The 24,998-nt window shown below is 35.3% G+C and carries 23 protein-coding genes; 15 read left to right on the forward strand and 8 right to left on the reverse strand.

The window, feature by feature from the left end:
• Positions 1-212: 212 nt before the first annotated feature.
• Together BXU11_RS14685 and BXU11_RS14690 are read right to left on the reverse strand one after the other, a co-directional pair.
• A complete protein-coding gene (locus BXU11_RS14685; RefSeq protein WP_078213088.1) occupies positions 213-911 on the reverse strand; it encodes a pseudouridine synthase in 699 nt (232 codons plus the stop codon).
• 129 nt (positions 912-1,040) lie between these two features.
• Positions 1,041-2,576 (reverse strand): YifB family Mg chelatase-like AAA ATPase, encoded by a 1,536-nt coding sequence (locus BXU11_RS14690; RefSeq protein ID WP_078213089.1) that lies wholly within the window; start codon positions 2,574-2,576, stop codon positions 1,041-1,043.
• A gap of 221 nt (positions 2,577-2,797) precedes the next feature.
• On the opposite strand from BXU11_RS14690, the gene BXU11_RS14695 reads away from it, so the two are divergent.
• The 5 genes from BXU11_RS14695 (at position 2,798) to rlmH (ending at position 9,837) form a co-directional block, all read left to right on the forward strand.
• Positions 2,798-5,797, forward strand: coding sequence for an amidohydrolase family protein (locus BXU11_RS14695; RefSeq protein ID WP_078213090.1), 3,000 nt, complete (start codon positions 2,798-2,800; stop codon positions 5,795-5,797).
• Between the two features lie 41 nt (positions 5,798-5,838).
• Positions 5,839-7,143: an amidohydrolase family protein gene (locus BXU11_RS14700; protein ID WP_024980838.1), complete on the forward strand. Its 1,305-nt coding sequence runs from the start codon at positions 5,839-5,841 to the stop codon at positions 7,141-7,143.
• Positions 7,144-7,149: 6 nt separating this feature from the next.
• Entirely contained in the window at positions 7,150-7,524 is a 375-nt protein-coding gene (locus BXU11_RS14705) for a PH domain-containing protein (RefSeq protein ID WP_078213091.1), read from the forward strand.
• Between the two features lie 296 nt (positions 7,525-7,820).
• Entirely contained in the window at positions 7,821-9,146 is a 1,326-nt protein-coding gene (locus tag BXU11_RS14710; protein WP_078213092.1) for an ammonium transporter, read from the forward strand.
• Positions 9,147-9,363: 217 nt separating this feature from the next.
• Positions 9,364-9,837 carry a 23S rRNA (pseudouridine(1915)-N(3))-methyltransferase RlmH gene (rlmH, locus tag BXU11_RS14715; protein WP_078213093.1) on the forward strand — a complete coding sequence of 158 codons (474 nt, stop codon included), beginning with the start codon at positions 9,364-9,366 and terminating at the stop codon, positions 9,835-9,837.
• 282 nt (positions 9,838-10,119) lie between these two features.
• Here rlmH and BXU11_RS14720 read toward each other — a convergent pair whose 3' ends face one another.
• Both BXU11_RS14720 and BXU11_RS14725 read right to left on the reverse strand, forming a co-directional pair.
• The gene (locus BXU11_RS14720) at positions 10,120-11,700 is read right to left on the reverse strand and encodes an NADP-dependent glyceraldehyde-3-phosphate dehydrogenase (protein ID WP_078213094.1); all 1,581 of its coding nucleotides are present in this window, start codon (positions 11,698-11,700) and stop codon (positions 10,120-10,122) included.
• 49 nt (positions 11,701-11,749) lie between these two features.
• Positions 11,750-12,064 (reverse strand): rhodanese-like domain-containing protein, encoded by a 315-nt coding sequence (locus BXU11_RS14725; protein ID WP_024980843.1) that lies wholly within the window; start codon positions 12,062-12,064, stop codon positions 11,750-11,752.
• A 282-nt stretch (positions 12,065-12,346) separates the two neighbouring features.
• Here BXU11_RS14725 and BXU11_RS14730 point away from each other — a divergent pair, with 282 nt between their 5' ends.
• The 10 genes from BXU11_RS14730 (at position 12,347) to cydB (ending at position 20,114) form a co-directional block, all read left to right on the forward strand.
• A complete protein-coding gene (locus BXU11_RS14730) occupies positions 12,347-12,976 on the forward strand; it encodes a Crp/Fnr family transcriptional regulator (RefSeq protein ID WP_078213095.1) in 630 nt (209 codons plus the stop codon).
• Between the two features lie 220 nt (positions 12,977-13,196).
• Entirely contained in the window at positions 13,197-13,982 is a 786-nt protein-coding gene (locus BXU11_RS14735; protein WP_024980845.1) for a sulfite exporter TauE/SafE family protein, read from the forward strand.
• A gap of 77 nt (positions 13,983-14,059) precedes the next feature.
• Positions 14,060-15,475 carry a rhodanese-like domain-containing protein gene (locus BXU11_RS14740; protein WP_078213096.1) on the forward strand — a complete coding sequence of 472 codons (1,416 nt, stop codon included), beginning with the start codon at positions 14,060-14,062 and terminating at the stop codon, positions 15,473-15,475.
• 116 nt (positions 15,476-15,591) lie between these two features.
• Positions 15,592-15,795, forward strand: a complete 204-nt coding sequence (locus tag BXU11_RS14745) for a DUF2892 domain-containing protein (protein WP_024980847.1) — start codon at positions 15,592-15,594, stop codon at positions 15,793-15,795.
• A 2-nt stretch (positions 15,796-15,797) separates the two neighbouring features.
• Positions 15,798-16,631: a methyltransferase domain-containing protein gene (locus BXU11_RS14750; RefSeq protein WP_078213097.1), complete on the forward strand. Its 834-nt coding sequence runs from the start codon at positions 15,798-15,800 to the stop codon at positions 16,629-16,631.
• A 286-nt stretch (positions 16,632-16,917) separates the two neighbouring features.
• Positions 16,918-17,106, forward strand: a complete 189-nt coding sequence (locus BXU11_RS14755; RefSeq protein WP_078213098.1) for a hypothetical protein — start codon at positions 16,918-16,920, stop codon at positions 17,104-17,106.
• An 11-nt stretch (positions 17,107-17,117) separates the two neighbouring features.
• Complete coding sequence (trxA, locus tag BXU11_RS14760) at positions 17,118-17,420, forward strand: thioredoxin (protein WP_078213099.1); 303 nt, start codon at positions 17,118-17,120, stop codon at positions 17,418-17,420.
• Positions 17,417-17,611 carry a hypothetical protein gene (locus tag BXU11_RS14765; protein ID WP_078213100.1) on the forward strand — a complete coding sequence of 65 codons (195 nt, stop codon included), beginning with the start codon at positions 17,417-17,419 and terminating at the stop codon, positions 17,609-17,611. Before trxA ends, BXU11_RS14765 begins: the two co-directional genes overlap by 4 nt.
• Before the next feature lie 103 nt (positions 17,612-17,714).
• Complete coding sequence (locus BXU11_RS14770) at positions 17,715-19,055, forward strand: cytochrome ubiquinol oxidase subunit I (RefSeq protein WP_078213101.1); 1,341 nt, start codon at positions 17,715-17,717, stop codon at positions 19,053-19,055.
• 21 nt (positions 19,056-19,076) lie between these two features.
• Positions 19,077-20,114, forward strand: a complete 1,038-nt coding sequence (cydB, locus tag BXU11_RS14775) for a cytochrome d ubiquinol oxidase subunit II (protein ID WP_078213102.1) — start codon at positions 19,077-19,079, stop codon at positions 20,112-20,114.
• Positions 20,115-20,127: 13 nt separating this feature from the next.
• Here the strand turns inward: cydB and BXU11_RS14780 are convergent, their stop codons facing one another.
• From BXU11_RS14780 to BXU11_RS14795, 4 genes are all read right to left on the reverse strand, one after another.
• Entirely contained in the window at positions 20,128-22,074 is a 1,947-nt protein-coding gene (locus BXU11_RS14780) for a PAS domain-containing hybrid sensor histidine kinase/response regulator (RefSeq protein WP_189318539.1), read from the reverse strand.
• 329 nt (positions 22,075-22,403) lie between these two features.
• On the reverse strand, positions 22,404-22,814 hold the full coding sequence (locus BXU11_RS14785; protein WP_078213104.1) for an ankyrin repeat domain-containing protein: 411 nt from the start codon (positions 22,812-22,814) through the stop codon (positions 22,404-22,406).
• Between the two features lie 228 nt (positions 22,815-23,042).
• A complete protein-coding gene (locus BXU11_RS14790) occupies positions 23,043-23,798 on the reverse strand; it encodes a hypothetical protein (protein ID WP_078213105.1) in 756 nt (251 codons plus the stop codon).
• Positions 23,799-24,028: 230 nt separating this feature from the next.
• The gene (locus BXU11_RS14795) at positions 24,029-24,979 is read right to left on the reverse strand and encodes a phosphoribosylaminoimidazolesuccinocarboxamide synthase (protein WP_024980857.1); all 951 of its coding nucleotides are present in this window, start codon (positions 24,977-24,979) and stop codon (positions 24,029-24,031) included.
• Positions 24,980-24,998: the final 19 nt, after the last annotated feature.

Raw genomic sequence — 24,998 nt, forward strand, 5'->3', positions numbered from 1 at the left:
TAAAAAAAAAGTCCCTCAATATACGATAGCGCGGATTTGCACACGAACGAAGTGAACTGACGAAGTAATCCGTGCCCACATAGTATAACAACAAACTGAAAGTAAAGACAAAGTCTCAAGAATAGATCAAAAATCTAAAATGGCAACTCAGTTTCTCTTAATTCTTCAAATAGTAGTTATACAAGACAATAACATTTTATAGTATTAATTATTTATTCATACTTTTTCAAATCTAGAGTAAGAATAGCCCCTACTCTACTAAACTCTTCATTAATCTTTGCATTCAAGATGAGTTGTTCGTTGGTTATGGGATGATTAAAAATTAACTGATGCGCATGCAACATCATTCCTTTGAGGTCATAATTTTCTAACCATAACTTATTTTGTTTGTTACATCCATGTGGCCGACTTCCTAAAATGGGATGAAAAATATGTTTGAAATGTTTTCGCAATTGATGCATGCGTCCTGTTTCAGGAATCGCTTCGACCAAACAATATCGCGAGGTGGGTTTATTGTTAAATGCTAACGCAACTTCGGCATTTTGCAAACGATGAAAATAGGTTATTGCAGTTTGTTTAACCTCATCATCATTGATTAAATCATAATCTATGGTAAGCTCCTCGGGCGACCAACCCCGTAAAATAGCCAAATATTTTTTTTCGACTTCGCGTGTAGCAAAACGATCATTCATAATTTTCAAAACCTCTTTATCCAATGCAAACAACAAAACCCCAGAAGTTTTGCGATCCAACCGATGAATAGGATACACATGTTGCCCTCCTATTTGATTTCTCAATTCTTGAATTGCATAAACTTTTGCATCGCGTGCATAAAATGATTTGTGAACCAACAACCCACTTGGCTTATTTATGGCTATAATAAATTCGTCTTGGTAAAGAATTTCTAACATTTGGCAAAAGTAAAAGAGATTCCTATTGAAACCTCTTTTACACCTTATTTATTTCTAAGCCTTTCTCGTATTTTCAAGAGCCCACAAATCTGCCGTCAAAAATCGTTAATCAAAAATCTTAAATCCATTTTAACCTAACCACCCTTCTCTATCTAAACTTCTATATTGTATCGCTTCGGCTATATGCGAAGACATTACGTTGGGAGACGCTTCAAGGTCAGCAATAGTTCTAGAAACTTTCAAAATTCTATCATAAGCTCTAGCCGAGAGATTCAAACGCTCCATAGCTGTTTTCAACAACTCTTTTGAAGTAGCATCCAAAGCACAAAACTCCCGAATATGCTTGGTGTTCATTTGAGCGTTATAATGAATGTTTTCTAACGATGCAAAACGTACACTTTGCAATTCTCTAGCAGCCGTAACTCGTTCTCTAATATCCACACTACTCTCAGCTTTTCGATCATCAGACAATTTCTCAAAAGGCACCGGAGTCACTTCGATATGGATATCAATTCTATCTAAAAGCGGTCCCGAAATTTTACTCAAATACCGTTGCATTTCGTGTGGTGAAGACGTTTGAGGAGCACTCGGGTCATTAAAAAATCCACTCGGACTTGGATTCATACTCGCTACCAACATAAACGATGAAGGATAAGTCACTGTAAACTTTGCTCTAGAAATCGTTACTTCCCTATCTTCCAACGGCTGACGCATCACTTCCAAAACATCCCTTTTAAACTCGGGCAATTCATCCAAAAACAACACCCCATTGTGCGCCATCGAAATCTCACCGGGCTGAGGATAACTTCCGCCGCCTACCAAAGCCACATTCGAAATAGTGTGATGCGGACTCCTAAAAGGCCTTTGATTCATTAGTCCCACTTCTTTCAATTTGCCTGCAACACTATGAATTTTAGTGGTCTCAAGTGCTTCTCTGAGTGTCATTGGAGGTAAAATACTAGGCAAACGTTTCGCCAACATCGTTTTTCCCGCGCCTGGAGGTCCAATCAAAATAATATTATGCCCACCTGCAGCAGCGATTTCCATACAACGTTTTATGCTCTCTTGCCCCTTCACATCCGAAAAATCAAATTCAGGAAAATCTAAGGTTTTATAAAATTCTGCTCTTGTATCAATTCTAGTGGGTTCAAGCGTTCCTTTTCCTTCCAAAAAATCAATAACTTCTTGTACATTTTCAACACCATACACATCCAATCCTGCAACTATAGCGGCTTCTTTGACGTTTTGCTTCGGCAGAAAAAAACCTTTAAAACCTTCTTCTTTGGCTTTTATCGCAATAGGCAATGCGCCTTTAATAGGTTGTAAACTTCCATCCAAAGACAATTCACCCATAATGACATATTCGTCCAAAACAGCAGTAGAAATCTGTGAGGAAGCCACTAAAATGCCCACCGCCAAGGTCAAATCATAAGCAGAACCTTCTTTTCGTAAATCGGCCGGAGCCATATTAATCGTAATCTTTTTTCCGGGCAAGGCATACCCATTATTTTTGAGCGCTGCCGCAATGCGATAACTACTTTCTTTAATCGCATTATCTGGCAAACCCACCAAATGATAGCCTACCCCATTATCAATATTAACCTCTACAGTGATAGTTGTAGCTTCGACTCCAAAAACGGCACTTCCAAAAACTTTAACGAGCATATAAATAATCTTTTGAATAAAAGTAAAATAAAATTAGACACCATAACAGTAATCAACTTGTTAAATTTAAAAAGTATTCTCAAAAACTTAAAAAAATAAGCTACAAAAAAATAAAATTTTAGCATAAAATATTGTTCAGCTATAAAACAGACGTTAAAATTTAAATAGACCTTCTAAGTGTTACTAATTTTAGTATTTTTAAAAAAATTAACTAACCCATTATGAAAAAACTTATAATCCTACTCTTTTTTGGTGTTTTTGTAGCAAAAACACAAGCACAAGAGTACTTTCCGAATAACGAAAGTATTCCAAACAAAAACAATTATTACACAGCTTTTACCAACGCAAAAATCTATGTTACCCCTACTCAAATCATTGAAAAAGGAACATTACTAATCCAAAACGGTAAAGTAGTAGCATCAGGAAACTCAGTTGCTATCCCTAAAAACGCGATGATAATTGACGCTGAAGGAAAATCAATTTATCCTTCTTTCATTGACATGTATACTAGTTTTGGTGCTGAGAAACCAAAAAAAGCCACATCTGGCGAAAGAGGTTCTTCTTATGACACCAAACGCGCAGGCTATTATTGGAACGAAAATATTCGCTCAGAGATCAACGCTTACGAAACTTTCGCTTACGACGAAACCAAAGCTGAAGAATTATTAAAAGCTGGGTTTGGCGTAGTAGGCACTCACATTCAAGATGGAATTGCCAGAGGAACTGGAGCCATAGTTGCTTTGAATAACAGCGATAAAACCAATCGAATTTTGAGCAACAAAGCCAGCCAACACTTTGGTTTTACTCGTAGTGTAACTACCAATCAGTCCTACCCTTCTTCTTTAATGGGTATGATGGCGTTACTTCGTCAAATGTATCACGACAAAGAATGGTACAAAAATGGAAATGCAACAAACAAAGATTTATCCTTAGAAGCTTTGATTGCTAACGAAAAATTAGTTCAAATTTTTACAGCAGAAGACAAATTGAATAGTTTAAGAGCCTCAAAAATTGCAAAAGAATTTGGCTTAAATTATATCCTCAAAGGTGCTGGAAACGAATTTGAACGCATTCAAGAAATCAAAAAAACGAATGCTAGTTTTATCATTCCGATTAACTTCCCAGAAGCTTACGATGTTTCAAATCCGTTCAATGCCAACCAAATGGAGTTGGCCGATTTGCGTTTTTGGAATCAAGCACCTAGCAACTTAAAAGTACTATCTGAAAACGGAATTACTTTCGCATTAACTACAGATAAATTAAAAAAGATAGAGGACTTTAGAGGGAATTTATTAAAAGCCATTCAATTTGGCTTTGACCCGACCAAAGCGTTAGAAGCTTTGACTACTACTCCAGCTGCTTTACTTGGAAAAAGCAATGAAATTGGAAGCTTAAAAACAGGAAGTTATGCCAACTTCATCATTACCTCTGGTGCTATTTTTGACGAAAAAACCATCGTTTTCGAAAACTGGGTACAAGGCAATAAATATGTGATTAACGATTGGACTGTAAAAGATATTCGTGGAGAGTACGATTTGACCGTAAGTAATGAAACCTATAAGTTAAAAATTGAAGGTGAAGTTGCCAAACCAAAATCGGATATTACAACCGCTGATAAAAAGAAAGTAAAATCAAATTTGACTTTTGCGAATCAATGGGTTACGCTATTAATCAAATCTAATGACGATGTAAAAACCAATTTTTCAAGACTAAATGGCTTGGTAGACACTACCGAAAACTTATCTGGAAAAGCCATTTTAAACAATGGTTCAGAAGTGACATGGTACGCCAAAAAAACTGCGCCATTTAAGATTGTAAAAGACTCAAGCGCCGTTGAAAAACCATTCGCGGTTCAGCCTGTTACTTATCCAAACATTGCTTACGGAAATACTGAAATCCCAAAAGCACAAACGCTATTGTTCAAAAATGCAACGGTTTGGACCAACGAAAAAGAAGGAATTCTAGAACAAACCGACGTATTGGTTAAAAACGGTAAAATTGCTGCCATTGGAAAAAATCTTTCAGATGGTGGAGCTACTGTCATTGATGCCAAAGGAAAACACTTAACTAGCGGTATCATTGACGAACACTCTCACATTGCTATTTCGAATGGTGTAAATGAGGGCGGACACAACTCAAGTGCTGAAGTAACTATCGAAGACGTAGTCAACTCCGAAGACATTAATATTTACAGAGATTTAGCGGGTGGTGTTACTACATCACAATTACTACACGGTTCCGCTAACCCAATCGGTGGTCGCTCGGCAATCGTAAAATGGAAATGGGGAATGGAACCAGAAGAATTGTTATACAAAAACCAACCAAAATTCATCAAATTTGCCTTGGGTGAAAACGTAAAACAATCCAACTGGGGCAACGTAAATCCAACTCGTTTTCCTCAAACTCGTATGGGAGTAGAACAAGTATTTACGGATTACTTTCAAAGAGCCAAAGAATACGACTTAGCTTGGAAAACATACAATACAAGCGGTAAAAAGGATAAAACAAAAGCGCCAAGAACCGATTTGGAATTACAGACTTTAGCAGAAATTTTGAACAACAAACGATTCATAAGCTGTCATTCTTATGTACAATCAGAAATCTTGATGCTAATGAATGTGGCAGACAAAATGGGCTTCAAAGTTAACACCTATACCCACATTCTTGAAGGATACAAAGTGGCTGACAAAATGAAAGAACACGGTGTTGGAGCCTCAACTTTCTCTGACTGGTGGGCTTATAAATTCGAAGTAAACGATGCTATTCCACAAAACGGTCCGATTATGCATAACCACGGATTAGTAGTGGCCTACAATTCCGATGATGCTGAAATGTCAAGAAGATTAAACCAAGAAGCTGCAAAAGCAGTTAAATATGGTAATATTTCGGAGGAAGAAGCTTGGAAATTTGTGACTTTAAATCCTGCAAAATTATTACACATAGACGACAAAGTAGGAAGTATTAAAGTAGGTAAAGATGCCGATGTAGTACTTTGGAACAACAATCCTTTGTCTATTTATGCCAAAGCAGAAAAAACGTTAATCGAAGGTGTAGTATATTTTGACAGCCAAGTAGATGAAGCCAAAAGAGCTGCAAATGCTAAAGAAAGAGCTCAATTGATTGGTCAGTTATTGTTAGAAAAAAACAAAGGAATGGCCACACAAACTCCTAAAAAAACAATCAAACCTGAGTACGAATGCGATACAATGGAAGAATTGTAATCCAAACTAGTATGCACTACGAACACCAAATTTTAAAAAAGATGAACATAAAAATAGCACTTTTATTGGCCACTCTAGGTTTCTCAACACTTAGTCAAGCCCAACAAATACCTGCGCCACCACAATCACAATCGATACTTATCCTTAATGCCACAGCACATTTAGGAACAGGTGAAGTTATAGAAAACGCAGCCATTGGTTTTAAAGACGGAAAAATTACTTTGGTTGCCAATGCCCAACAAATAAAATTAGCCAAAGATGCGTACAATACAACAATAGATGCCACCGGAAAACACGTCTATCCTGGATTTATCGTACCCAATTCTACTTTGGGATTGGTAGAAATAGACGCGGTAAAATCTTCGGATGATGAGGAAGAAATTGGAACTTTTAATCCCAACGTTAGAAGTATTGTGGCCTACACTGCCGATTCAAAAGTGATTGAAACCGTTCGCCCAAACGGAATTTTGATGGCTCAAATCACACCAAGAGGAGGACGAATCTCTGGTAGTTCTTCTATCGTACAATTAGATGCTTGGCACTGGAAAGAAGCACTAATAAAAGAGAACGATGGTATCCACATTAATCTTCCTGCTACTTTTAGAAGAGGTGGCTGGTGGGCAGAACCAGGTTCTATCGAGCCAAATAAAGAGTACAACAAACAACTGCAAGAATTAAATGCTTTTTTCAAAAGTGCGAAAGCTTATTTAGGCGGTACCTCAGACAGCAGAAACTTAGTTACTGAAGCTACGAAAGGCCTATTCGACGGAACTCAAACCTTGTTCATTCACGCTGATGAAGAAAAACAAATAACGGATGGTATTCAATTAGCTCTTGAGAACGGAATTAAAAAAATGGTGATTGTTGGCGGATTCGAAGCCTATAAAGTAGCACCGCTTTTGCTTAAAAACAATATTGGTGTACTTTTAAGAAGAATTCACGATATGCCTACCAACGAAGACCAAGATATCGATTTACCCTATAAAATGGCCAAAATATTAACTGATAAAGGAATTCTGGTTGGTCTAGAAAATAGCGGAAGTAAAGAAAGAATGAGTTCAAGAAATCTCCCTTTTTTAGCAGGAACTTGTGTAGCTTATGGCTTAGACAAAGAAAAAGCGTTACAATTAATCACTTTGAATACCGCTAAGTTATTAGGTATTGACCAACAATGTGGTTCATTAGAAGAAGGCAAAGATGCTACACTTTTCATCTCAGAAGGCGATGCTTTAGATATGAGAACTAACAAATTAACCCATGCCTTTATCCAAGGAAGAATGATTAGTTTAGCGACGCATCAAACAAAACTTAGCGATAAATACAAAGCAAAATACAATCAAAAATAAAAAACTATGGGACTATTCAATGCCATTTTAGGAAACGCCTCAGAAGTAACTATCGAAAGTGCTTCTAAAGAGTTTGAACCAATATTAATTGAAGGCGAAGTAATCGAAAAAGCCTTCCGATTAATAAAAGATATGTTTGTTTTCACCAACAAAAGATTAATACTAGTCGAAAAACAATTAGTAGGTTCCAAAGTAGACTATTTATCGATTCCTTATAAAAACATCAAAAAATTCTCAAAAGAGAGTGCCGGAATCTTAGACATGGATGCCGATTTAAAAATTTGGTTGAACAATGAGCCTAATCCTATTACCAAACAATTTGGTAAAGGTGGCAATAATATCAACGAAGTATATCGTATTTTGAGTGAGCATACTTTATAAATAAAGGATTTTTTTTTTGAATTTAAAAAGGAGACATTTCGCAAAATGTCTCCTTTCTTTTTATACAAAAAAGAGAACATCAAGGCCTTGACCACTCAAAATTTTACTTTTTTTCATTTAAAGAAAAAAACTCGCATTAATAAAATGCAAAATAATTCATCAAAAATAAAAACTACCCTTAAAATTCAAGGGGTAAACTATCAAATTAATAAAAATTAATTTTTAATTATGATTTTTTATAGGGGTTTAAAATGATTTTATATTTTTAGCCTATAATTAAACTAAAACTAAAAAATATGCGAAAAATTATTTTGAGTGTGATACTGATCACAATTTTGGTATTATCCATTTTTTCAATCTATTTCCAAACCGAAGCTGCAACATTAGGCGCTCACGTGGTAGCCTTAAAATTAGATACCGGTGATACCGCATGGATGATTGTTGCCTCAGCTCTAGTACTATTAATGACACCAGGTCTTGGATTTTTTTACGGAGGTATGGTTGGCAAAAAGAATGTAATTAGTACTATGTTACAGAGTTTCATGGCTATGGTCATTGTTACTGTATTATGGGTAGTAGTTGGATTCGGATTATGCTTCGGTCCTTCTGTAGGAGGAATTATTGGAGATCCTTCAAGTAACTTTATGTTTCAAGGAGTTAACGCTTCAACCGCTTGGGAATTAGCACCAACTATCCCGTTTATATTATTTGCCTTCTTCCAAGCCAAATTTGCGATTATCACACCCGCATTAATCACTGGCGCATTTGCAGAGCGTGTTCGCTTCTGGGCTTACTTATTATTCATGGTTTTATTCATATTATTCATCTACGCTCCATTATGTCACATGACTTGGCATCCTGATGGATTATTCTTCGGATGGGGAGTATTAGACTTCGCTGGAGGAACTGTAGTTCACATGAGTGCTGGATGGGCTGCTTTGGCAGGTGCCATGTTCTTAGGCAAAAGAAAAGTACAAAAGGTTAACCCAGCTCGTATTACTTATGTATTATTAGGAACTGGTTTATTATGGTTTGGCTGGTTTGGTTTCAATGCAGGTTCTGCAGTTGGAGCTAGTGGCTTAGCTTCGCAAGCTTTAGGAACTACAACTGTTGCTGCTGCTGCTGCTGCAATGACATGGGTGTTTTTTGACAAAATTCAAGGACATAAATTATCAGCTATGGGTGCGTGTATTGGAGCTGTTGTTGGTCTAGTAGCCGTAACACCTGCTGCAGGTTTCGTGACTATTCCTCATGCAATTGCCATTGGAATCATTGCTAGCGTAGTAAGTAATGTTGTTTGTGGCAAATTCCCTAAAGGAAAAATTGATGACGCCTTAGACGTATTTGCTTGTCATGGTGTTGGTGGTATGGTAGGAATGCTTTTAACTGGTGTTTTTGCATCAAAAGCAGTAAACCCAATAGTTGGTGACAACGAAGGTCTTTTATTTGGTGACGCAACTTTATTTTTAATTCAATTAAAAGCTTTGGTACTAGTGTCTGTTTTCGCTTTTGCTGCTTCTTATGCTTTATTCTTTATTGTAAACAAAATTACTCCATTACGTGTAAGTGAAGATAAAGAAGAACTAGGATTAGACATTTCTCAACACGGAGAATTTCTATAAACTACAATGCCCCAAAACCAAAAAAAATAGCTGTTTCAAAAGAGACAGCTATTTTTTTCATTTCAAGTATGTAGCAATTACAATCTTGATTTAGCGATAAAAATTTAAATAATCAAGACCACACCAAAAACAACCTTCTTGAATAAGTTGTAAACCACAGGTAAAATCACCTATTTTCATCTCAATTTTCTACTTTTGCAAATTGAACACTATACAGATGAATATCAAATTAATCACTATTGGAAAAACGGATAATAAATCACTTCAAACTTTAATTGATGATTACACGAAAAGATTATCTTTTTACATCAAATTTGAACTTGAAATCATTCCAGACATTAAGAATGTAAAAAACTTATCCGAAAGTCAACAAAAAGATAAAGAAGGACAACTTATTTTATCCAAAATAACACCAACCGACCAACTACTACTTTTGGACGAAAATGGTAAAAAGTTTTCAAGTGTTTCATTTTCTCTTGAACTTCAAAAAAAAATGAATTCAGGTATTAAAACCTTGGTTTTTGTAATTGGAGGCCCCTACGGATTCTCTGATACGGTTTACGCAGCAGCACAAGGCAAAATATCTCTCTCAGACATGACCTTTTCGCATCAAATGGTTCGACTGTTCTTTATTGAGCAATTGTATCGTGGCTATACTATTTTGCGAAACGAACCCTATCATCATCAATAAATTTTAATTCTTATAAAAAAAGCTGTCTGAAAATTACTTTTCGGACAGCTTTTTTTTGTTGTTTTATGAATACTACGCTTAATTCTTTCTAGCACGGAATTTTGCGTTAGGGATTACTTCACTTATACTATTTTCATAGGAGTTCAGTATACTTCGTTTGCAGTAAAAATCCTTTTTGAAGCTTTTTCTGCCTCAAAAAGATTATAACGTAAAGCCCGACCCTTGTGGTAACGCCCAAATAGTGCGATTTAAAAAAATATTTTGTACTGAAATATCAATGTATTACAAAATATAATCGGTATTAATAAAATTGGATTCTTTGCTATTCAATAATTCTTGCAAAATTGCATTGTTATAAGCATTGTCTTTAGAAGCCACAAAGGTGCGGATAGAAAAAGAACGCAAAGCATCATGAATACTCAAGGTACCTACAGCAGAATCTTTACGACCTGTAAATGGAAACACATCCGGACCTCTTTGACAAGAACTATTCAAATTCACTCTACACACTAAATTAACCAAAGCATCAATTAGCGGGGCAATGGTTTTGATATCTTGACCAAAAAGACTCACTTGTTGTCCATAACTAGAGGCTGCCATGTCATTTAAAGGTTCTTGAATATCTTTGAAAGTCAAAATAGGAACGATAGGACCAAATTGCTCTTCGTGATATACACGCATGTCTTTATTTACTGGAAAAACAACCGCTGGAAAAATTGAATTCTCTGTTCTTTGACCTCCTTTTGCATTGATCACTTTAGCACCTTTTGCGGTAGCGTCATCAATTAATTCTTGAATATAATTTGGCTTTTCTACTTCAGGCAGTGGTGTTAACATTACACCTTTCTCCCAAGGATTTCCGTATTTCAATTCATCGACTTTGGCTGCAAAACGAGCATTAAACTCTTCTGCAATAGATTCGTGTACATATAACACTTTCAAAGCGGTGCATCGTTGTCCATTAAAAGAAAGCGATCCTGCGATACATTCTTGAATTGCTAAATCCAAATCGGCATCTGGCAAAACAATTGCTGGATTCTTGGCTTCTAATCCTAAGATTAAACGTAAGCGATTCTTGTTGGGATGCTGGTCCTGTAAAGCTATCGCAGATTTACTATTTCCAATCAGAGCCAACAAATCTACTTTACCGGATTGCATTACTGGCGTAGCCACTTCTCGGCCTCTACCATACAAAATATTAATAACCCCTTTTGGGAAACTATTTCTAAACGCTTCCAACAAAGGAGATATTAATAAAACACCATGTTTTGCTGGCTTAAAGATTACAGGATTCCCCATTATCAATGCAGGAATCAGCAATGAAAAAGTCTCATTTAAAGGATAATTGTAAGGACCTAAACAAAGAACCACTCCTAATGGCCCTCTTCGTACCATTGCATTTACTCCCTGTACTTTTTCAAAATGAGCACTGCGACTATTCAATTCCTTAAGACTTTCAATGGTATCATAAATATATTCTACCGTTCTATCAAATTCTTTTTCGGAATCCCCTAAGGATTTTCCTATTTCCCACATCAACAACTTGACAACTTCTGTTCTGGTGCTTTTCATTTGCCCCACGAAGTTTTCCATACACTTAATACGATCCGAAACTTTCATAGTAGGCCATAAACCTTGCCCATTTTTGTACGCATTATAAGCCGCATCAACTGCCTCTAGGGCTTCTGTTTCACCCATAAAAGGTATAGATCCCAATAAAGTAGGTTCATAATTTGGTGTAGAAGAAATGGTAGAATAAACTGGAGTTGTTTTCCCTGTCCACTTTTTCAATTCTCCATTCACCAAAAAGGTGTCTTGATGTATTACATTTTTTATTTGATATTCTTCAGGAATCATAGTCATTACTTCATTTTGTTTAAATTGATTTTTTTTGATGGAGCTTCAATACTTCTTATTCTGGAGCAACCACCTCGCCATTCCAGTCCAAAATACCTCCCATTAAATTGAAAGCATTTTCAAAACCTAGTTCGTTCATGATTTCACAAGCCTTTGCACTTCTTGCTCCCGAACGACAATATACATAGTAGCTTTTGGTTTTATCTAACGCTTCAAGAGCCGAAATAAAAATGGGCCCTTGATGAATATCAATATTTATAGCTGATGCTATAATACCATCATTGTATTCTTGTTCAGTTCTTACATCTAGTATAACTGCATTTGAATCGGCTTCTAATTGCTCAATCCAATCTTCTTGTGTTAAATTCATAGTTGTCTTTTTGGTAAAAATACAATGTTTTACAAAAACAAAAAGGGGCAAAATTGTTAAATGGATAATAATTCAATGAAAACGATATCGTAAAATACAAACAATAATAAAACTTATTTTTTTGCCATTTTACAAACAATAAAGCAAAATAAATCCCAAATTTTAAAACTCTTATTTAAAAAATAACAGATTATCAATTGCATAAGCAAAAATCAACAAAAATAGCACTAAATTATTTCCATTATATTTGTATGGACAAGAACAACCAATCCGTATTTTAAAATGAGTACCCATATAAAACAAACCTTTCCTTCTTTTTCTAATTCATTACTTGAGCAAATTGACCAAAATGCAAAAGAACAAGTTTTTCCGGCAGGAACAGTAATCATGCGCACAGGACAATACATTAAAAATACAATGCTTGTCATTAGTGGTAAAATTAAAATCTACCGTGAAGATGAGGATGGTGGCGAATTTTTCATGTATTATTTACAACCCGGTCAAGCTTGTGCGCTTTCAATGGTTTGTGCCACACGAAGCGAAAAGAGCCAAATAATGGCCAAAGTAGTCGAAGAAGCCGAAGTCATAACGATACCTTTGAGCTTAATGGACAAATGGATGATGGAGCACCGCTCTTGGTACGAATTTGTTGTAGCCACCTATCGCAACCGTTTTGAAGAAGTTTTAGAAGTATTGGACAGTGTGGCTTTTAGAGCGATGGATGAACGCTTGGAATTTTACTTAAAACGTCAAGTAGTCTCATGCGGATGTAACGATTTAAAATTATCCCATCAAGAAATTGGTAGTGATTTAAACACCTCTAGAGAAGTAATTTCTCGACTGCTAAAAAAAATGGAACAAAGAGGATTGTTAAAACTTCATCGCAACCATATTGAACTTTTGACTTTATAAAACCAATTACAGCTCTATACACAAATATACCATAAAGATTCATAGACAAACCCATAGTTTACCTATTGTTTTTTCTTTTAGCAACATGTCACTTATTTGAGACAATCGACAACAAAATACGACACTATACTAAGTGTATTGTTGTCATTGCCTAGTAATGTGACTAAAATTACACTATCCACCAAAGTAAAGTAACATCTTTGCATCATAAAATCTAATTATGGAATATATCGGCTATTTAGCGTCTATTATTATTGGCTTATCCTTGGGGCTTATTGGAGGTGGAGGATCTATTTTGACCATACCAATTTTGGTATATTTATTCAAAATCAACCCGGAATTAGCCACTAGTTATTCTTTATTTATTGTTGGGTTATCTTCCTTATTTGGGTGTTTTAGCCATTATCGAATGGGGCATTTAAAAATCAAAGCCGCTTTGTATTTTGCAGTACCGTCAGTGGTTTCTATCTTGATAATAAGAGAAGTCATTTTTCCAAAAATCGCTTCAACCTTATTCTCAATTGCAAGTTATCAAGTCTCAAAAGACTTTTTAATTATGATTGTTTTTTCGGTTTTAATGATTTTAGCCGCCGTTTCTATGATCCGAAAAAATCTTCCTGAAATTACAGCTACAACCACCAATTACTCACAATTGAGTTTTATTGGTTTTATTGTTGGCATTATTACGGGCTTTTTGGGCGCTGGTGGCGGTTTTTTAATCATACCCGCTTTACTTTTTTTTGCTAATCTCCCCATGAAACAAGCCGTTGGCACTTCATTGTTAATTATTTTTATTAATTCAGCCATTGGTTTTGCAGGTGATGTATATATAGGCACGCCAATCAATTATGCTTTTTTACTAACCATCGCTGCGATGGCCTTTATCGGAATTTTGATAGGTACGCGACTCTCTAAAAAAATAGATGGCACCAAACTCAAACCTCTTTTCGGCTGGTTCATATTAGTAATGGGAATTTACATCATTTCAAAAGAGCTCTTTTTTTAGTCATAACTTAGTAACATTTATCACATTATTTATCAAAATTCAATGCTACTTTTGTATAGCAAATAAATCCAAATACCATGCAAATAGAACAAATTTATACCGGTTGTTTAGCGCAAGGAGCGTATTACATTACTTCAAATGGCGAAGCGGCCATTATAGACCCGTTACGTGAGGTACAACCCTATTTATCTCGTTTAGAACGCGATCGTGTACAGCTAAAATACATTTTCGAAACACATTTTCATGCAGATTTTGTATCAGGTCACCTAGATTTAAGTAAGGCAACTGGCGCACCTATTGTTTATGGACCCACTGCTAAACCAGAATTCGAGGCACTAGTTGCCACAGATCATCAGGTTTTTGAAATCGGAAACATCAAAATCAAAGTATTGCACACCCCTGGTCACACCATGGAAAGTTCCACTTACTTGCTGTTGGATGAAAACGGCAAAGAACACGCTATTTTCTCTGGCGACACCTTATTTATTGGCGATGTTGGACGCCCAGATTTAGCTCAAAAAGCAGCAGCAATGACACAAGAACAATTGGCTGGTATTCTTTTTCATTCTTTAAGAGACAAAGTAATGACCTTGTCTGACGATGTTATTGTGTATCCCGCTCATGGCGCCGGCAGTGCGTGTGGCAAAAACATGAGTAAAGAAACCGTTTCCACCATTGGACAACAAAAAGCGACCAACTATGCTTTGAGAGCTAACATGACCGAAGCTGAATTTATCAAAGAGGTAACCGATGGATTATTACCTCCACCCGCTTATTTCGGAATGAACGTTGCTATGAACAAAAAGGGATACGAAAGTTTCGAAAAGGTATTACATAATGGAATGAGAGCGCTATCGGTAGCCGACTTTGAAAGAATAGCCGAAGAAACTGGCGCTTTGATTTTAGACACCCGAAACAATGGAGATTTTTGCAAAGCCTTCATTCCACAATCCATAAATATAGGCATCAATGGTGATTTTGCTCCTTGGGTGGGAGCCATGATCGCCGATGTACAGCAACCTATTCTTTTGGTAACAGAACTCGAAAAAGTAGAAGAAACCGTCACTCGATTAAGTCGTGTAGGTTTTGACCAAATTTTAGGGCACTTAGAAGGGGGATTTAAATCGTGGGTAAAAGCAAATAAAGAAATTGACACCATTAATAGAATTACTCCTGCGGTGTTTGAAGAAAAATTAAATACGGCAAACGACCTAATCATAGACATTAGAAAGGAAAGCGAGTACAGTGCTGAGCATGTTGCAGAAGCCTATAACAAACCCTTGTCTGCAATCAACGATTGGATTACAACTATAGATCCGAAACAACATTTTTACATGCATTGTGCCGGTGGTTATCGAAGCATGATTGCTGCCTCAATCTTACAAGCACGCGGCTTTAGAAACTTCACCGAAATTGAAGGTGGTTTTAATGCTATTGCCAAAACAACGGTCCCAAAAACAGATTTTGTTTGCCAAAGTAAAGTGTTGAAGTAAAAACAAGACAATAGATTAAAAGCCATGAAGCAAAACAAGTGAGGAAAATATAATTGAAACTCCCACACTTATTTTATAATACACTGAAATTAAACCATTAACTCAATCAAAGCATCATGAAAAAAAACATGGGAATAACCGATAAAAGAATTCGAGTGTTGATCGCGATTGTAATTGCTTCGCTTTATTATACTAAAGTGATTGACGGAACCATGGCGATAGTATTATTAGCACTGGCTATTGTGTTTTTGTTGACTAGTTTTATTAGTTTTTGTCCATTGTATTTACCCTTCGGGATATCGACCATTAAGAAAAAATAAGCATGAAAGACTTGAATTGTTGCGTAACGAGTTGCGAGAAACCGTTAGACGAATCCTATTGGAATTTGCAATACCAATCTCAAACCACAGGTTGGGATTTGGGTGCGGTTTCGCCTCCTATTAAAGAATATATCGATCAGTTGAAGGATCCCAGTATTTCGATACTAATTCCGGGCTGTGGCAATACGTATGAAGCTGAATACCTCTTAGAAAAAGGGTTTACCAATATCACCGTAATTGATATTGCGCCAACTTTGGTTGAAAAATTAAAACAAAAATTTAAGAATACTACTGCTATACGAGTACTTTTGGGTGATTTTTTCGAACTTCAAGATCGTTATGATTTGATTCTGGAACAAACTTTTTTCTGTGCTTTGCCCCCGCACATGCGTCAGCAATACGTTTGGAAAATGCATCAACTTTTGACAGAAAATGGCAAAATAGTAGGATTATTTTTTAATCGTGATTTCGAAATAAGTCCGCCTTTTGGTGGCAATCAGAAAGAGTATGAAAAATTATTTGCGCCAGCTTTTGATCTAAAAACACTCTCGGTGTGTGTGAACTCGGCTTCACCAAGAGCTGCTACAGAACTGTTTTTTATTTTTCAAAAAAAGGCAAATATAATTGTACAATACTTTACGCTACAAGGAGTTACTTGCTCGAATTGCACTAAAACGATTCTTGATAAAATACACGCTATTCCAGGTGTAGTTGATGCACAAATCAATGCTTCTTTTTCGGATTTGATTGTCACTAGTACCAATGAAATTGCGTTAAAAACCCTAATTGACTTACTAGCCTATGAGCCCGAATATAGTATTGCACTACAACTTTAAATTGGAGTATTAGCATAATGTTTTGTGTCCTTTTATACAAAAAATCTAGCTTTTAGAGTAGAACTGGAATGATTTGATATCATTTAACAATAGTGATTTCAATAACAGATAGAAAAAATGATACTAGAAAAGCAAATTGTTTCTCTATAACCCCGGTAGGAGTGGCATCCTTTGCTTTTTTGATTAAAAAAAAAGCAAAGATATAGCGGATAACGGGACGATGTTGCCTGAGAAGCCTCATGTGCCCGTTTCAAAAAATTAATAAAAATTACACTTTAAGATAATAATGAAGACACAATTATTTAGCAACTGGCACTTGATGCGCTGGATTAGATTGGCTTTTGCCTTGTTTTTGTTAGTTGAGGCGTATGCTACACGAGAATGGTTTTTTATCATTTTCGGCTTGTTTTTCCTGCTTCAAGCTTTGTTTAACGCAGGTTGTGGTGCCAATGGTTGCGCTATGCCAAAAAAATAATTTGAGATACCATGAATAATTTTCAACAATTGATAGCTTCAGACCAAGCTGTTTTGGTCGATTTTTTTGCTACTTGGTGTGGCCCTTGTCAAATGCTAAGTCCAATTTTGAAACAAGTAAAAGAAACACTTGGAGAACGCATTACGATTATCAAAATTGATGTGGATAAAAACCAAGCAATCGCTTCGCAGTTTCAAGTACGCGGGGTACCCACAATGATTTTGTTTCAAAACGGCGAGCAATTGTGGCGTCAATCGGGTGTGGTAAGCAAGGACGAATTGATCCAAATTATTATAGCGAAAAGCAACACATGAGCAAGCAAGGAATTGTGGCCGCCGGGATTGGAATTTTGGTGGGCTTAGTAGCTGGTTATTGGTATTATTCGGCTATTGGATGTGCTTCTGGAAGCTGTTCTATCACCTCGAATCCTATCAACAGCACGTTGTACGGAGGACTCATTGGAGGGCTAATCGGAAGTTTTTTTGAGAAAAAACGAACAAAATAGGGTTTTCTCAATCGTTTTCTTAAGTTTTTATTGCTATATCTCAAAAAAAAAATGAAACTTTCTGTATTCTGATTTATCTTTGTGTGTATAAAAAACACAGAAAATGGACGTAGAAATTTTAGCTCGTATCCAATTTGCCTTTACTATTGCCTTTCATTATATCTACCCCCCGTTAAGTATTGGTCTTGGACTTCTTATTGTACTTTTTGAAAGTATTTACCTAAAAACAGGAAACAAAGAATATGAAATTCTGACTCGTTTTTGGATTAAAATCTTTGCCTTAACCTTTGGAATTGGTGTGGCTACAGGAATTATCATGGAGTTTGAATTTGGTACCAATTGGGCCGTTTATTCAAGGTACGTTGGAGATATTTTTGGAAGTGCTTTAGCTGCCGAAGGATTATTCGCATTTGGATTAGAAAGTACCTTTTTGGGGATTTTACTTTTTGGTTGGAATCGAGTAAAACCTTGGGTACATTTGGTTTCAACTATTGGTGTGTTCTTAGGATCTATGTTTTCGGCCGTTTGGATTGTTGTGGCTAACTCTTGGCAACAAACTCCAGCAGGCTATCACATTGTAGGTGAAGGACTCAATGCCCGAGCTGAAGTCACTGACTTTTGGGCAATGGTTTTCAATCCTTCTAGCGTAGACCGATTAATTCATACTTGGCAAGGCGCTTTCTTGGCTGGTGCTTTTTTAGTGTTAAGTGTTCATGCTTATTACTTGCGAAAAGGACGTTTTGTAGCTATTTCAAAAAAAGCTTTTCCTATTGCTTTGGTTGTGGCCACCGTTTTCTCTTTCGCCCAATTACTTTCTGGTCATAGCTCAGCTGATGGTGTAGCGGTAAATCAACCCGCAAAATTAGCAGCCATGGAAGGGCATTTCGATAAAGAAGCCCCAGCAGACCTATATCTTTTCGGTTGGGTAAATAAAAAAGATCAAACTGTAACGGGACTAAGTATTCCTGGAGGTTTATCCTTTTTAGTACATCAAGATTTTGAGGCGCCCATAAAAGGTTTAAACGATTTTCCTGAAGAAGATCGACCAGGGCAAATCAACGCCGTATTTCAGTTTTATCATATCATGATTTCTATTGGTATGTTCTTGATTGCACTTACCTTTTTTGCCTGTTATAAATGGTACCGAGGCACATTGTATGAAACAAAATGGCTTTTAGGTGTTTTTGCTTACGCTGTACTCTTACCACAAATTGCCAATCAAGTTGGGTGGTTTGCAGCCGAAATGGGGCGCCAACCTTGGGTGGTGTATGGCCATTTAAGAACCAGTCAAGCGTTTTCTCAAGAAGTTTCATCGCAACAAATTCTATTTTCTTTGATTCTTTTTACCTTGGTATACACACTTTTATTGCTTTTATTTATTTATTCTGTAAATAAAAAAATAAAACACGGCCCTTACGAACATTCAGATATTGCTTTAAATTAACCCTTTTTTATTACAAAACAAATGGAATATTTTTTAGGTACTGATTATCCTACCCTTTGGTATTTAGTTATTGGCTTATTATTTTCTGGTTATGCTATTTTAGAAGGATTTGATTTTGGAGCGGGCGCTTGGCATTTATTTTTCAGAAAAGACATCAGTCGTCGAATTGCCATCAACGCAATTGGTCCGGTTTGGGATGCGAATCAAGTTTGGCTGGTTATTGGTGGAGGCGCATTATTTGCTGGTTTTCCGGTAATGTACGCCACAATGCTTTCGGCAATGTATGTTCCGTTTATGATTTTTTTATTTTTTAATATTTTACGCGCTGCAGCCATCAAATTTAGAAGTGCTGAAGAAATGCTCTGGTGGCGTAAAACTTGGGATATTATATACTGTACCTCTAGCAGTATGATTGCTTTTTTACTTGGCGTTGTTCTTGGAAATATTTTACAAGGATTAGCCTTAGGACCCAATTTTAGCTATAAAGGTGGAGTGATTCTTTCATTTTTGAATCCCTATGCAATCATGGTTGGGTTCACTACCCTATCATTATTCATGACGCAAGGTGCTATTTATTTGTTGCTAAAAACCGAGGGGACACTACATCAACGATTAACTTTTCTATTAAGAAAAGGAATGATTTTTTTCATTGTTAGTTTTGGTATCACTTCTTTGTACACTCTGATTTTTATTCCTGGAGTAACCGAAAATTTCAGACAAAATCCACTCTATTTTGCTGTGCCTGTAATTTCATTTTTAGCCGTAGCCAACGTCCCCCGATTGGTTTCAAAAAAAGAATACATGAAAGCATTAATTTTTTCGTCGTTAACTATGTCTTTATTGCTAATGTTGGTGGCTCTTCACCTCTACCCAACCTTGCTCTTATCAACTATTAATCCAGAGTATAGTGTTACTATTTACAATGCTGCATCGTCTCAAAAATCATTAGGGATTATGCTTACCATTGTTGCCATTGGTGCGCCGCTGTTAGGAGCATATTTCTTTTTTCTCTATAAAACCTTTAATGGAAAAGTAAAATTAGACGATACTAGTTATTAATCAATATAAGATATTATTGAATCCATTTTTGAATAATTTGTTGAAAATCTTGTACCAAAATAGGTTTAGAAAGATAGTCATTCATGCCAAATTCAATACATTTTTCACGCTCACCATTTAAGATTCCAGCCGTTAAAGCAATGATAGGAATGTTTTTATATTGAGGTAATTTTCGGATTTCGGCAGTAGCCTCATAACCATTTTTCAGGGGCATTTGAATATCCATTAATATCAAATCAAAAAGTTTGTTTTGAGCTAACTGAATCGCTTCGTCTCCATCATTTGCCTCAGAGATGATAGCATTTGGAAATATTTTTTTTGTCAGTGTTACAGCCAGATAGCGATTTACTTTGTTATCTTCTACAATCAAGACCTTAAAATCATCCCAATTGATTTCATTCGTTTTCTCCATTACAATAGTATCATAATTATTTTGTGTCTGATTTGGTAATTCCTTCAAATTTACGGTAAAATAAAAAACACTTCCTACTCCAACTTGGCTATTTACCTTAAGCTCACTTCCCATTAATCCTAATAACTGATTGCAAATCGTTAACCCAAGACCTGTCCCACCAAATACTCTTGAAGTTGTGGTATCTTCTTGAACAAAAGACTCAAAGATCTTGTCTTGATTTTTTTCTTTTATGCCGATCCCCGTATCTTTAACGGAAAATTGAATAGCAAATACACTTTCTTTAAACCCACCAACCACCTGTATATCAACATGTATTTGACCAATAAATGTAAATTTAATCGCATTACTAATTAAATTCACCAACACTTGTTTGAGACGTAAAGCATCAGCGTATACAAAACAAGGGACATTTTCGTGAATGGTTACCGATAATTCAACTCCTTTTTGCTGTGCTTGAAATTTAAAAAGATGAATGGCTTGCTGCACCAATTCGTACAGATCAACTTGTTCAATATTTAGTTGAAATTTCCCTGCTTCTATTTTGGAAAAATCAAGAATACTATTAATAATGCCTAGCAATGTAATTGCCGATTCGTTGATTGTTTTCAAATATTCAACTTGGTGTTCGTCTAAGTTGGTTGCAGATAATAAGTTTGAAAAACCAATAATACCATTTAAAGGAGTGCGAATTTCATGACTCATATTCGCTAAAAATTCTGATTTGGTTTTATTGGCTTTTTCAGCCTTTTTTTTAGCTTTAATTAAAGCTATTTCTAGTTCCTTCCTTTCTGTAATGTCACGGATTGTACCGACTATAACATAAGGAATCCCAGAGGCATCACATTTCAAGGATCCTTTACCGTGAAACCAGCGCTCTTTTCCGTCGGAAGGTCGAATAATTTTGTATTCTTTATCAAATGGATGTTTTTGAGTCAATACATCATCCATAATATAATGCTCTAAATCTTGTTTGAAATCAGGATGAACCAAATCAAGCCACATGTGCGAATCAAAAGAGTCAGCTGAGGAAATACCCAAAAGTGTATCTAGAAGCGGAGAGCGAGACCATTTTGCGTTTTTTAAATCTATACTATATGTACCAATACTGGCAATTTGTTGGGTTTCTGTCAAAAACTGTTCTTTTTCTATCAATAAAATTTCAGCCAATTTTCGATGAGAAACATCTCTTAAAATAGAAAGTATTGTGTTATTCGTTAATAATTTAGAGCGAATTTCCAAGTACAGAATAGTGCCATCATTTCTTTTTACTTTCCTTTCCGATTGGACAGATAACCCTTTTCTTAATTTTTTATATTGAAAAGGCTTAATTAAGAGCTCGTCATCGAAAACAAAATCATAGATCGATTTGGTTAACAATTCTTCTTCGGTGAAACCAGATATCGTACAAGTGTTGTCGTTTACACTCAAAATCTGCCCATCAAAAGTAGTTACAACAATAGCATCAAGCATTTGTTTGACCAAAACACGATATTTTTCGTCACACTCTTTTTCTTTTTCAACTTGCGTTACCGAATTTGATATCATAACCTTACTGATTAAAATAGTAACAATTAAATTCGAAGATATATTGGACATACAAAGTAACGAAATTTACATAATTATTTGTTCTAAATCACAAATAAAACACTAAAATCATAAAAATCACAACACTATAATGCTATATAAAGAATAATTAGCTTAAAAATTTAAGACATTGTGAAAAAAAAGAGGTTGTCTAAAAATAAAGACAACCTCTTTTTTTAAGTAAAATATTTGAATAGCTAACATGAATAATTTTCATATAAAAACTTTTCAGAAAGACATCTGGACTTTTTGTGACACTTTCTTGTTGTACGATTGATAATTCATTACAATTAGCGCTGTACTATAGCGTTGGCGTGATTTAATTGAAGAAAGACAAAAGCCTCTTTTGCATTGGATAATTGAGCATACTTGGCAGCATCGATACCGAAATTTGTTTTCTCATCTACCTTTGCTCCTTTGGCAATTAGTAATTTCATGATTTCGACTTTGTTGTATCGCGCTGCAATCATTAAAGGTGTTAAACCGTATGATTTTTCATTGACATCAGCACCAAAGTCTATTAATTTTTTGATGAATTCCAAATCGCCTTTATAAATTGCGACGTGCAAAGGTGTTGCTTCTCCATATGTAGGAGTCATAACTTTTACTTTAGCAAATGATTTAACGTTTGCCGCTTCTACTTTTGTAGCAAAACTTGACAGTACTACTACTAAACCTAAACAGATGATTGATTTTTTCATGATGATTGTGATTTTTGATTATTGATTGATGATTAAAACTCTATTCAAAAGTAAGGTATTTTTAATTATGTGTATTACAAGGTACTATTTATTAACTAATAATTAACTCACTGTTTAAACACTTGATTTTTAAGAACATTAAAATTAAAACAACCTTAGACTATAGACGTTACCCAATGGTTAATGTTACAACACTTTAAATAAATTAACTTTTATTTTACTTTTAACTTATTGATTAGATTCGATAATCGTATTATCTAAGTAATCTGTAATTACTAAATTCTTTTCGGTCAAAGGATGATAAGGAGTCACGATTGGTTCGTCAAACATTTGTAAAGTTTCAATCCAATTAAAATCTAGAGGCACTTCTGACAAAGCATTGTCCTCACCTACTACATTAAAGTCTACAGTATTACTTTCAATAGTTGAAGAAGGCAAAACTATAGCTTCATCATACATTGCTAACGTATTGATCCCATCAAAATCTAATGTTTGGGTTTCATTTTGATCTACGTCTCCTATTATTGTATATTCTTGATTTAATCTATATTCAAAAGTATACTCTTTGTTTGATGTAAATGGTATTTCGATAGCTTCTTCCTCATATGATAAAGTATTGAATTTATGAAAATCTAAAGCTCTAGTTTCGTCTTTTTCTGTTTCTTCAATGATAGCACTTTCAAAAGAAATACTTTTTTGAGTTGATGAAATCAATTCTAAAACTGTAGGGGTTTCTTCTAAAACAAGTTCTGGCTTTACTAAAACTATTGGACTTTCCTTTTTAACTTCAAAATTTGTTTTAGCCAATTGAACTTTAGAAAAATCTACTGTTGCTTTTTGGTATTCATTTTGTTTAAAACTAGAATTGATTTTGGCTGCTCTTCTAGTTCCTATTTTACCGAAATTATTTTTGTCTAAACGAATTTCTAAAGTTGAAATTAAAACTACTGAAACTGCTACTGTGTAAATGATTGATGCTTTCATGATTTTTATTTTTTTAGTTTTTTGATTTGTTGTTTTAAATAATAATATCCTATGCAAATATATATCTTTTAAACAGTATCTTGTTTTGCATAGTACCTATATTTAACAAATAATTAACAAAACACAAAAGATAACCCGCTAAAAACAAGGAAATTGAACTATTTACAAACGAAAAAACCTCATACTATTTTCATAGCATGAGGTTTTAAAGAATATGTTTTAGTATCGTTTTATCCTTTTAAATACTCCAAAACATTGTTTTCGATACGTTCATTAATATTTGTAATATCAGCTTTCACAAACTTTTCGCCAATTATATTTTCATACAATTCAATATAACGATCAGAAACTGATTCGATGTATTCCTCTGTCATTTCTGGGATTTGCTGTCCTTCCTTACCTTGAAAACCATTTTCAATCAACCAACGACGCACAAACTCTTTAGATAATTGCTTTTGCTCTTCCCCCTTTTCCTGTCTTTCTTGGTAGCCTTCAGCATAAAAGTAACGAGAAGAATCTGGCGTATGAATTTCATCTATTAAAACGATTTGTCCCTCTTTAGTTTTACCAAATTCATATTTAGTATCTACCAAAATCAAACCACGACTTGCTGCAATTTCAGTACCTCTTTGGAACAAAGCACGAGTATACTTTTCAAGTACTACATAATCTTCCTCGGTCACGATACCGTTTGATAAAATAGCTTCTCTCGAAATATCAGCATCGTGTTCACCATTATCCGCTTTGGTAGTTGGTGTAATTATAGGTTCAGGAAATTTATCATTTTCCTTTAGGCCTTCTGGCATTGCTACTCCGCAAAGTGTTCTTTTTCCCAAAGCATATTCACGAGCCGCATGCCCCGAAAGATATCCACGGATTACCATTTCTACTTTGAAAGGAGTACACAAATGACCAACAGCCACACTTGGATCTGGAGTAGCCACTAACCAATTTGGAACAATGTCTTTAGTCAATTCCATAAACTTAGTAGCAATTTGATTCAGAATCTGTCCTTTGTATGGAATACCTTTTGGCAACACTACATCAAAGGCTGAGAGTCTATCTGTAGCGACCATTACTAAAAGATCATCATTGATATTGTAAACTTCACGAACTTTACCGCGATAAACGGATTTTTGATTCGGAAAATTAAAATTGGTAGTCGTAATCGTTGTACTCATTGTGTTGTTAGTTGTGTGT

This window comes from Flavobacterium sp. LM5, assembly GCF_002017945.1.
Classification (GTDB): domain Bacteria; phylum Bacteroidota; class Bacteroidia; order Flavobacteriales; family Flavobacteriaceae; genus Flavobacterium; species Flavobacterium succinicans.

Excerpts from the sequence above, each read along its gene's own strand:
- BXU11_RS14740 (WP_078213096.1), top strand. The coding sequence starts at position 14,060 with ATGCAAATAGAACAAATTTATACCGGTTGTTTAGCGCAAGGAGCGTAT.
- BXU11_RS14770 (WP_078213101.1), top strand. The coding sequence starts at position 17,715 with ATGGACGTAGAAATTTTAGCTCGTATCCAATTTGCCTTTACTATTGCC.
- BXU11_RS14695 (WP_078213090.1), top strand. The coding sequence starts at position 2,798 with ATGAAAAAACTTATAATCCTACTCTTTTTTGGTGTTTTTGTAGCAAAA.
- BXU11_RS14735 (WP_024980845.1), top strand. The coding sequence starts at position 13,197 with ATGGAATATATCGGCTATTTAGCGTCTATTATTATTGGCTTATCCTTG.
- trxA (WP_078213099.1), top strand. The coding sequence starts at position 17,118 with ATGAATAATTTTCAACAATTGATAGCTTCAGACCAAGCTGTTTTGGTC.
- BXU11_RS14755 (WP_078213098.1), top strand. The coding sequence starts at position 16,918 with ATGAAGACACAATTATTTAGCAACTGGCACTTGATGCGCTGGATTAGA.
- BXU11_RS14745 (WP_024980847.1), top strand. The coding sequence starts at position 15,592 with ATGAAAAAAAACATGGGAATAACCGATAAAAGAATTCGAGTGTTGATC.
- BXU11_RS14780 (WP_189318539.1), bottom strand. The coding sequence starts at position 22,074 with ATGATATCAAATTCGGTAACGCAAGTTGAAAAAGAAAAAGAGTGTGAC.
- BXU11_RS14720 (WP_078213094.1), bottom strand. The coding sequence starts at position 11,700 with ATGACTATGATTCCTGAAGAATATCAAATAAAAAATGTAATACATCAA.
- BXU11_RS14700 (WP_024980838.1), top strand. The coding sequence starts at position 5,839 with ATGAACATAAAAATAGCACTTTTATTGGCCACTCTAGGTTTCTCAACA.
- BXU11_RS14705 (WP_078213091.1), top strand. The coding sequence starts at position 7,150 with ATGGGACTATTCAATGCCATTTTAGGAAACGCCTCAGAAGTAACTATC.
- rlmH (WP_078213093.1), top strand. The coding sequence starts at position 9,364 with ATGAATATCAAATTAATCACTATTGGAAAAACGGATAATAAATCACTT.
- BXU11_RS14790 (WP_078213105.1), bottom strand. The coding sequence starts at position 23,798 with ATGAAAGCATCAATCATTTACACAGTAGCAGTTTCAGTAGTTTTAATT.
- BXU11_RS14795 (WP_024980857.1), bottom strand. The coding sequence starts at position 24,979 with ATGAGTACAACGATTACGACTACCAATTTTAATTTTCCGAATCAAAAA.
- cydB (WP_078213102.1), top strand. The coding sequence starts at position 19,077 with ATGGAATATTTTTTAGGTACTGATTATCCTACCCTTTGGTATTTAGTT.
- BXU11_RS14785 (WP_078213104.1), bottom strand. The coding sequence starts at position 22,814 with ATGAAAAAATCAATCATCTGTTTAGGTTTAGTAGTAGTACTGTCAAGT.
- BXU11_RS14690 (WP_078213089.1), bottom strand. The coding sequence starts at position 2,576 with ATGCTCGTTAAAGTTTTTGGAAGTGCCGTTTTTGGAGTCGAAGCTACA.
- BXU11_RS14750 (WP_078213097.1), top strand. The coding sequence starts at position 15,798 with ATGAAAGACTTGAATTGTTGCGTAACGAGTTGCGAGAAACCGTTAGAC.
- BXU11_RS14710 (WP_078213092.1), top strand. The coding sequence starts at position 7,821 with ATGCGAAAAATTATTTTGAGTGTGATACTGATCACAATTTTGGTATTA.
- BXU11_RS14730 (WP_078213095.1), top strand. The coding sequence starts at position 12,347 with ATGAGTACCCATATAAAACAAACCTTTCCTTCTTTTTCTAATTCATTA.
- BXU11_RS14725 (WP_024980843.1), bottom strand. The coding sequence starts at position 12,064 with ATGAATTTAACACAAGAAGATTGGATTGAGCAATTAGAAGCCGATTCA.
- BXU11_RS14685 (WP_078213088.1), bottom strand. The coding sequence starts at position 911 with ATGTTAGAAATTCTTTACCAAGACGAATTTATTATAGCCATAAATAAG.
- BXU11_RS14765 (WP_078213100.1), top strand. The coding sequence starts at position 17,417 with ATGAGCAAGCAAGGAATTGTGGCCGCCGGGATTGGAATTTTGGTGGGC.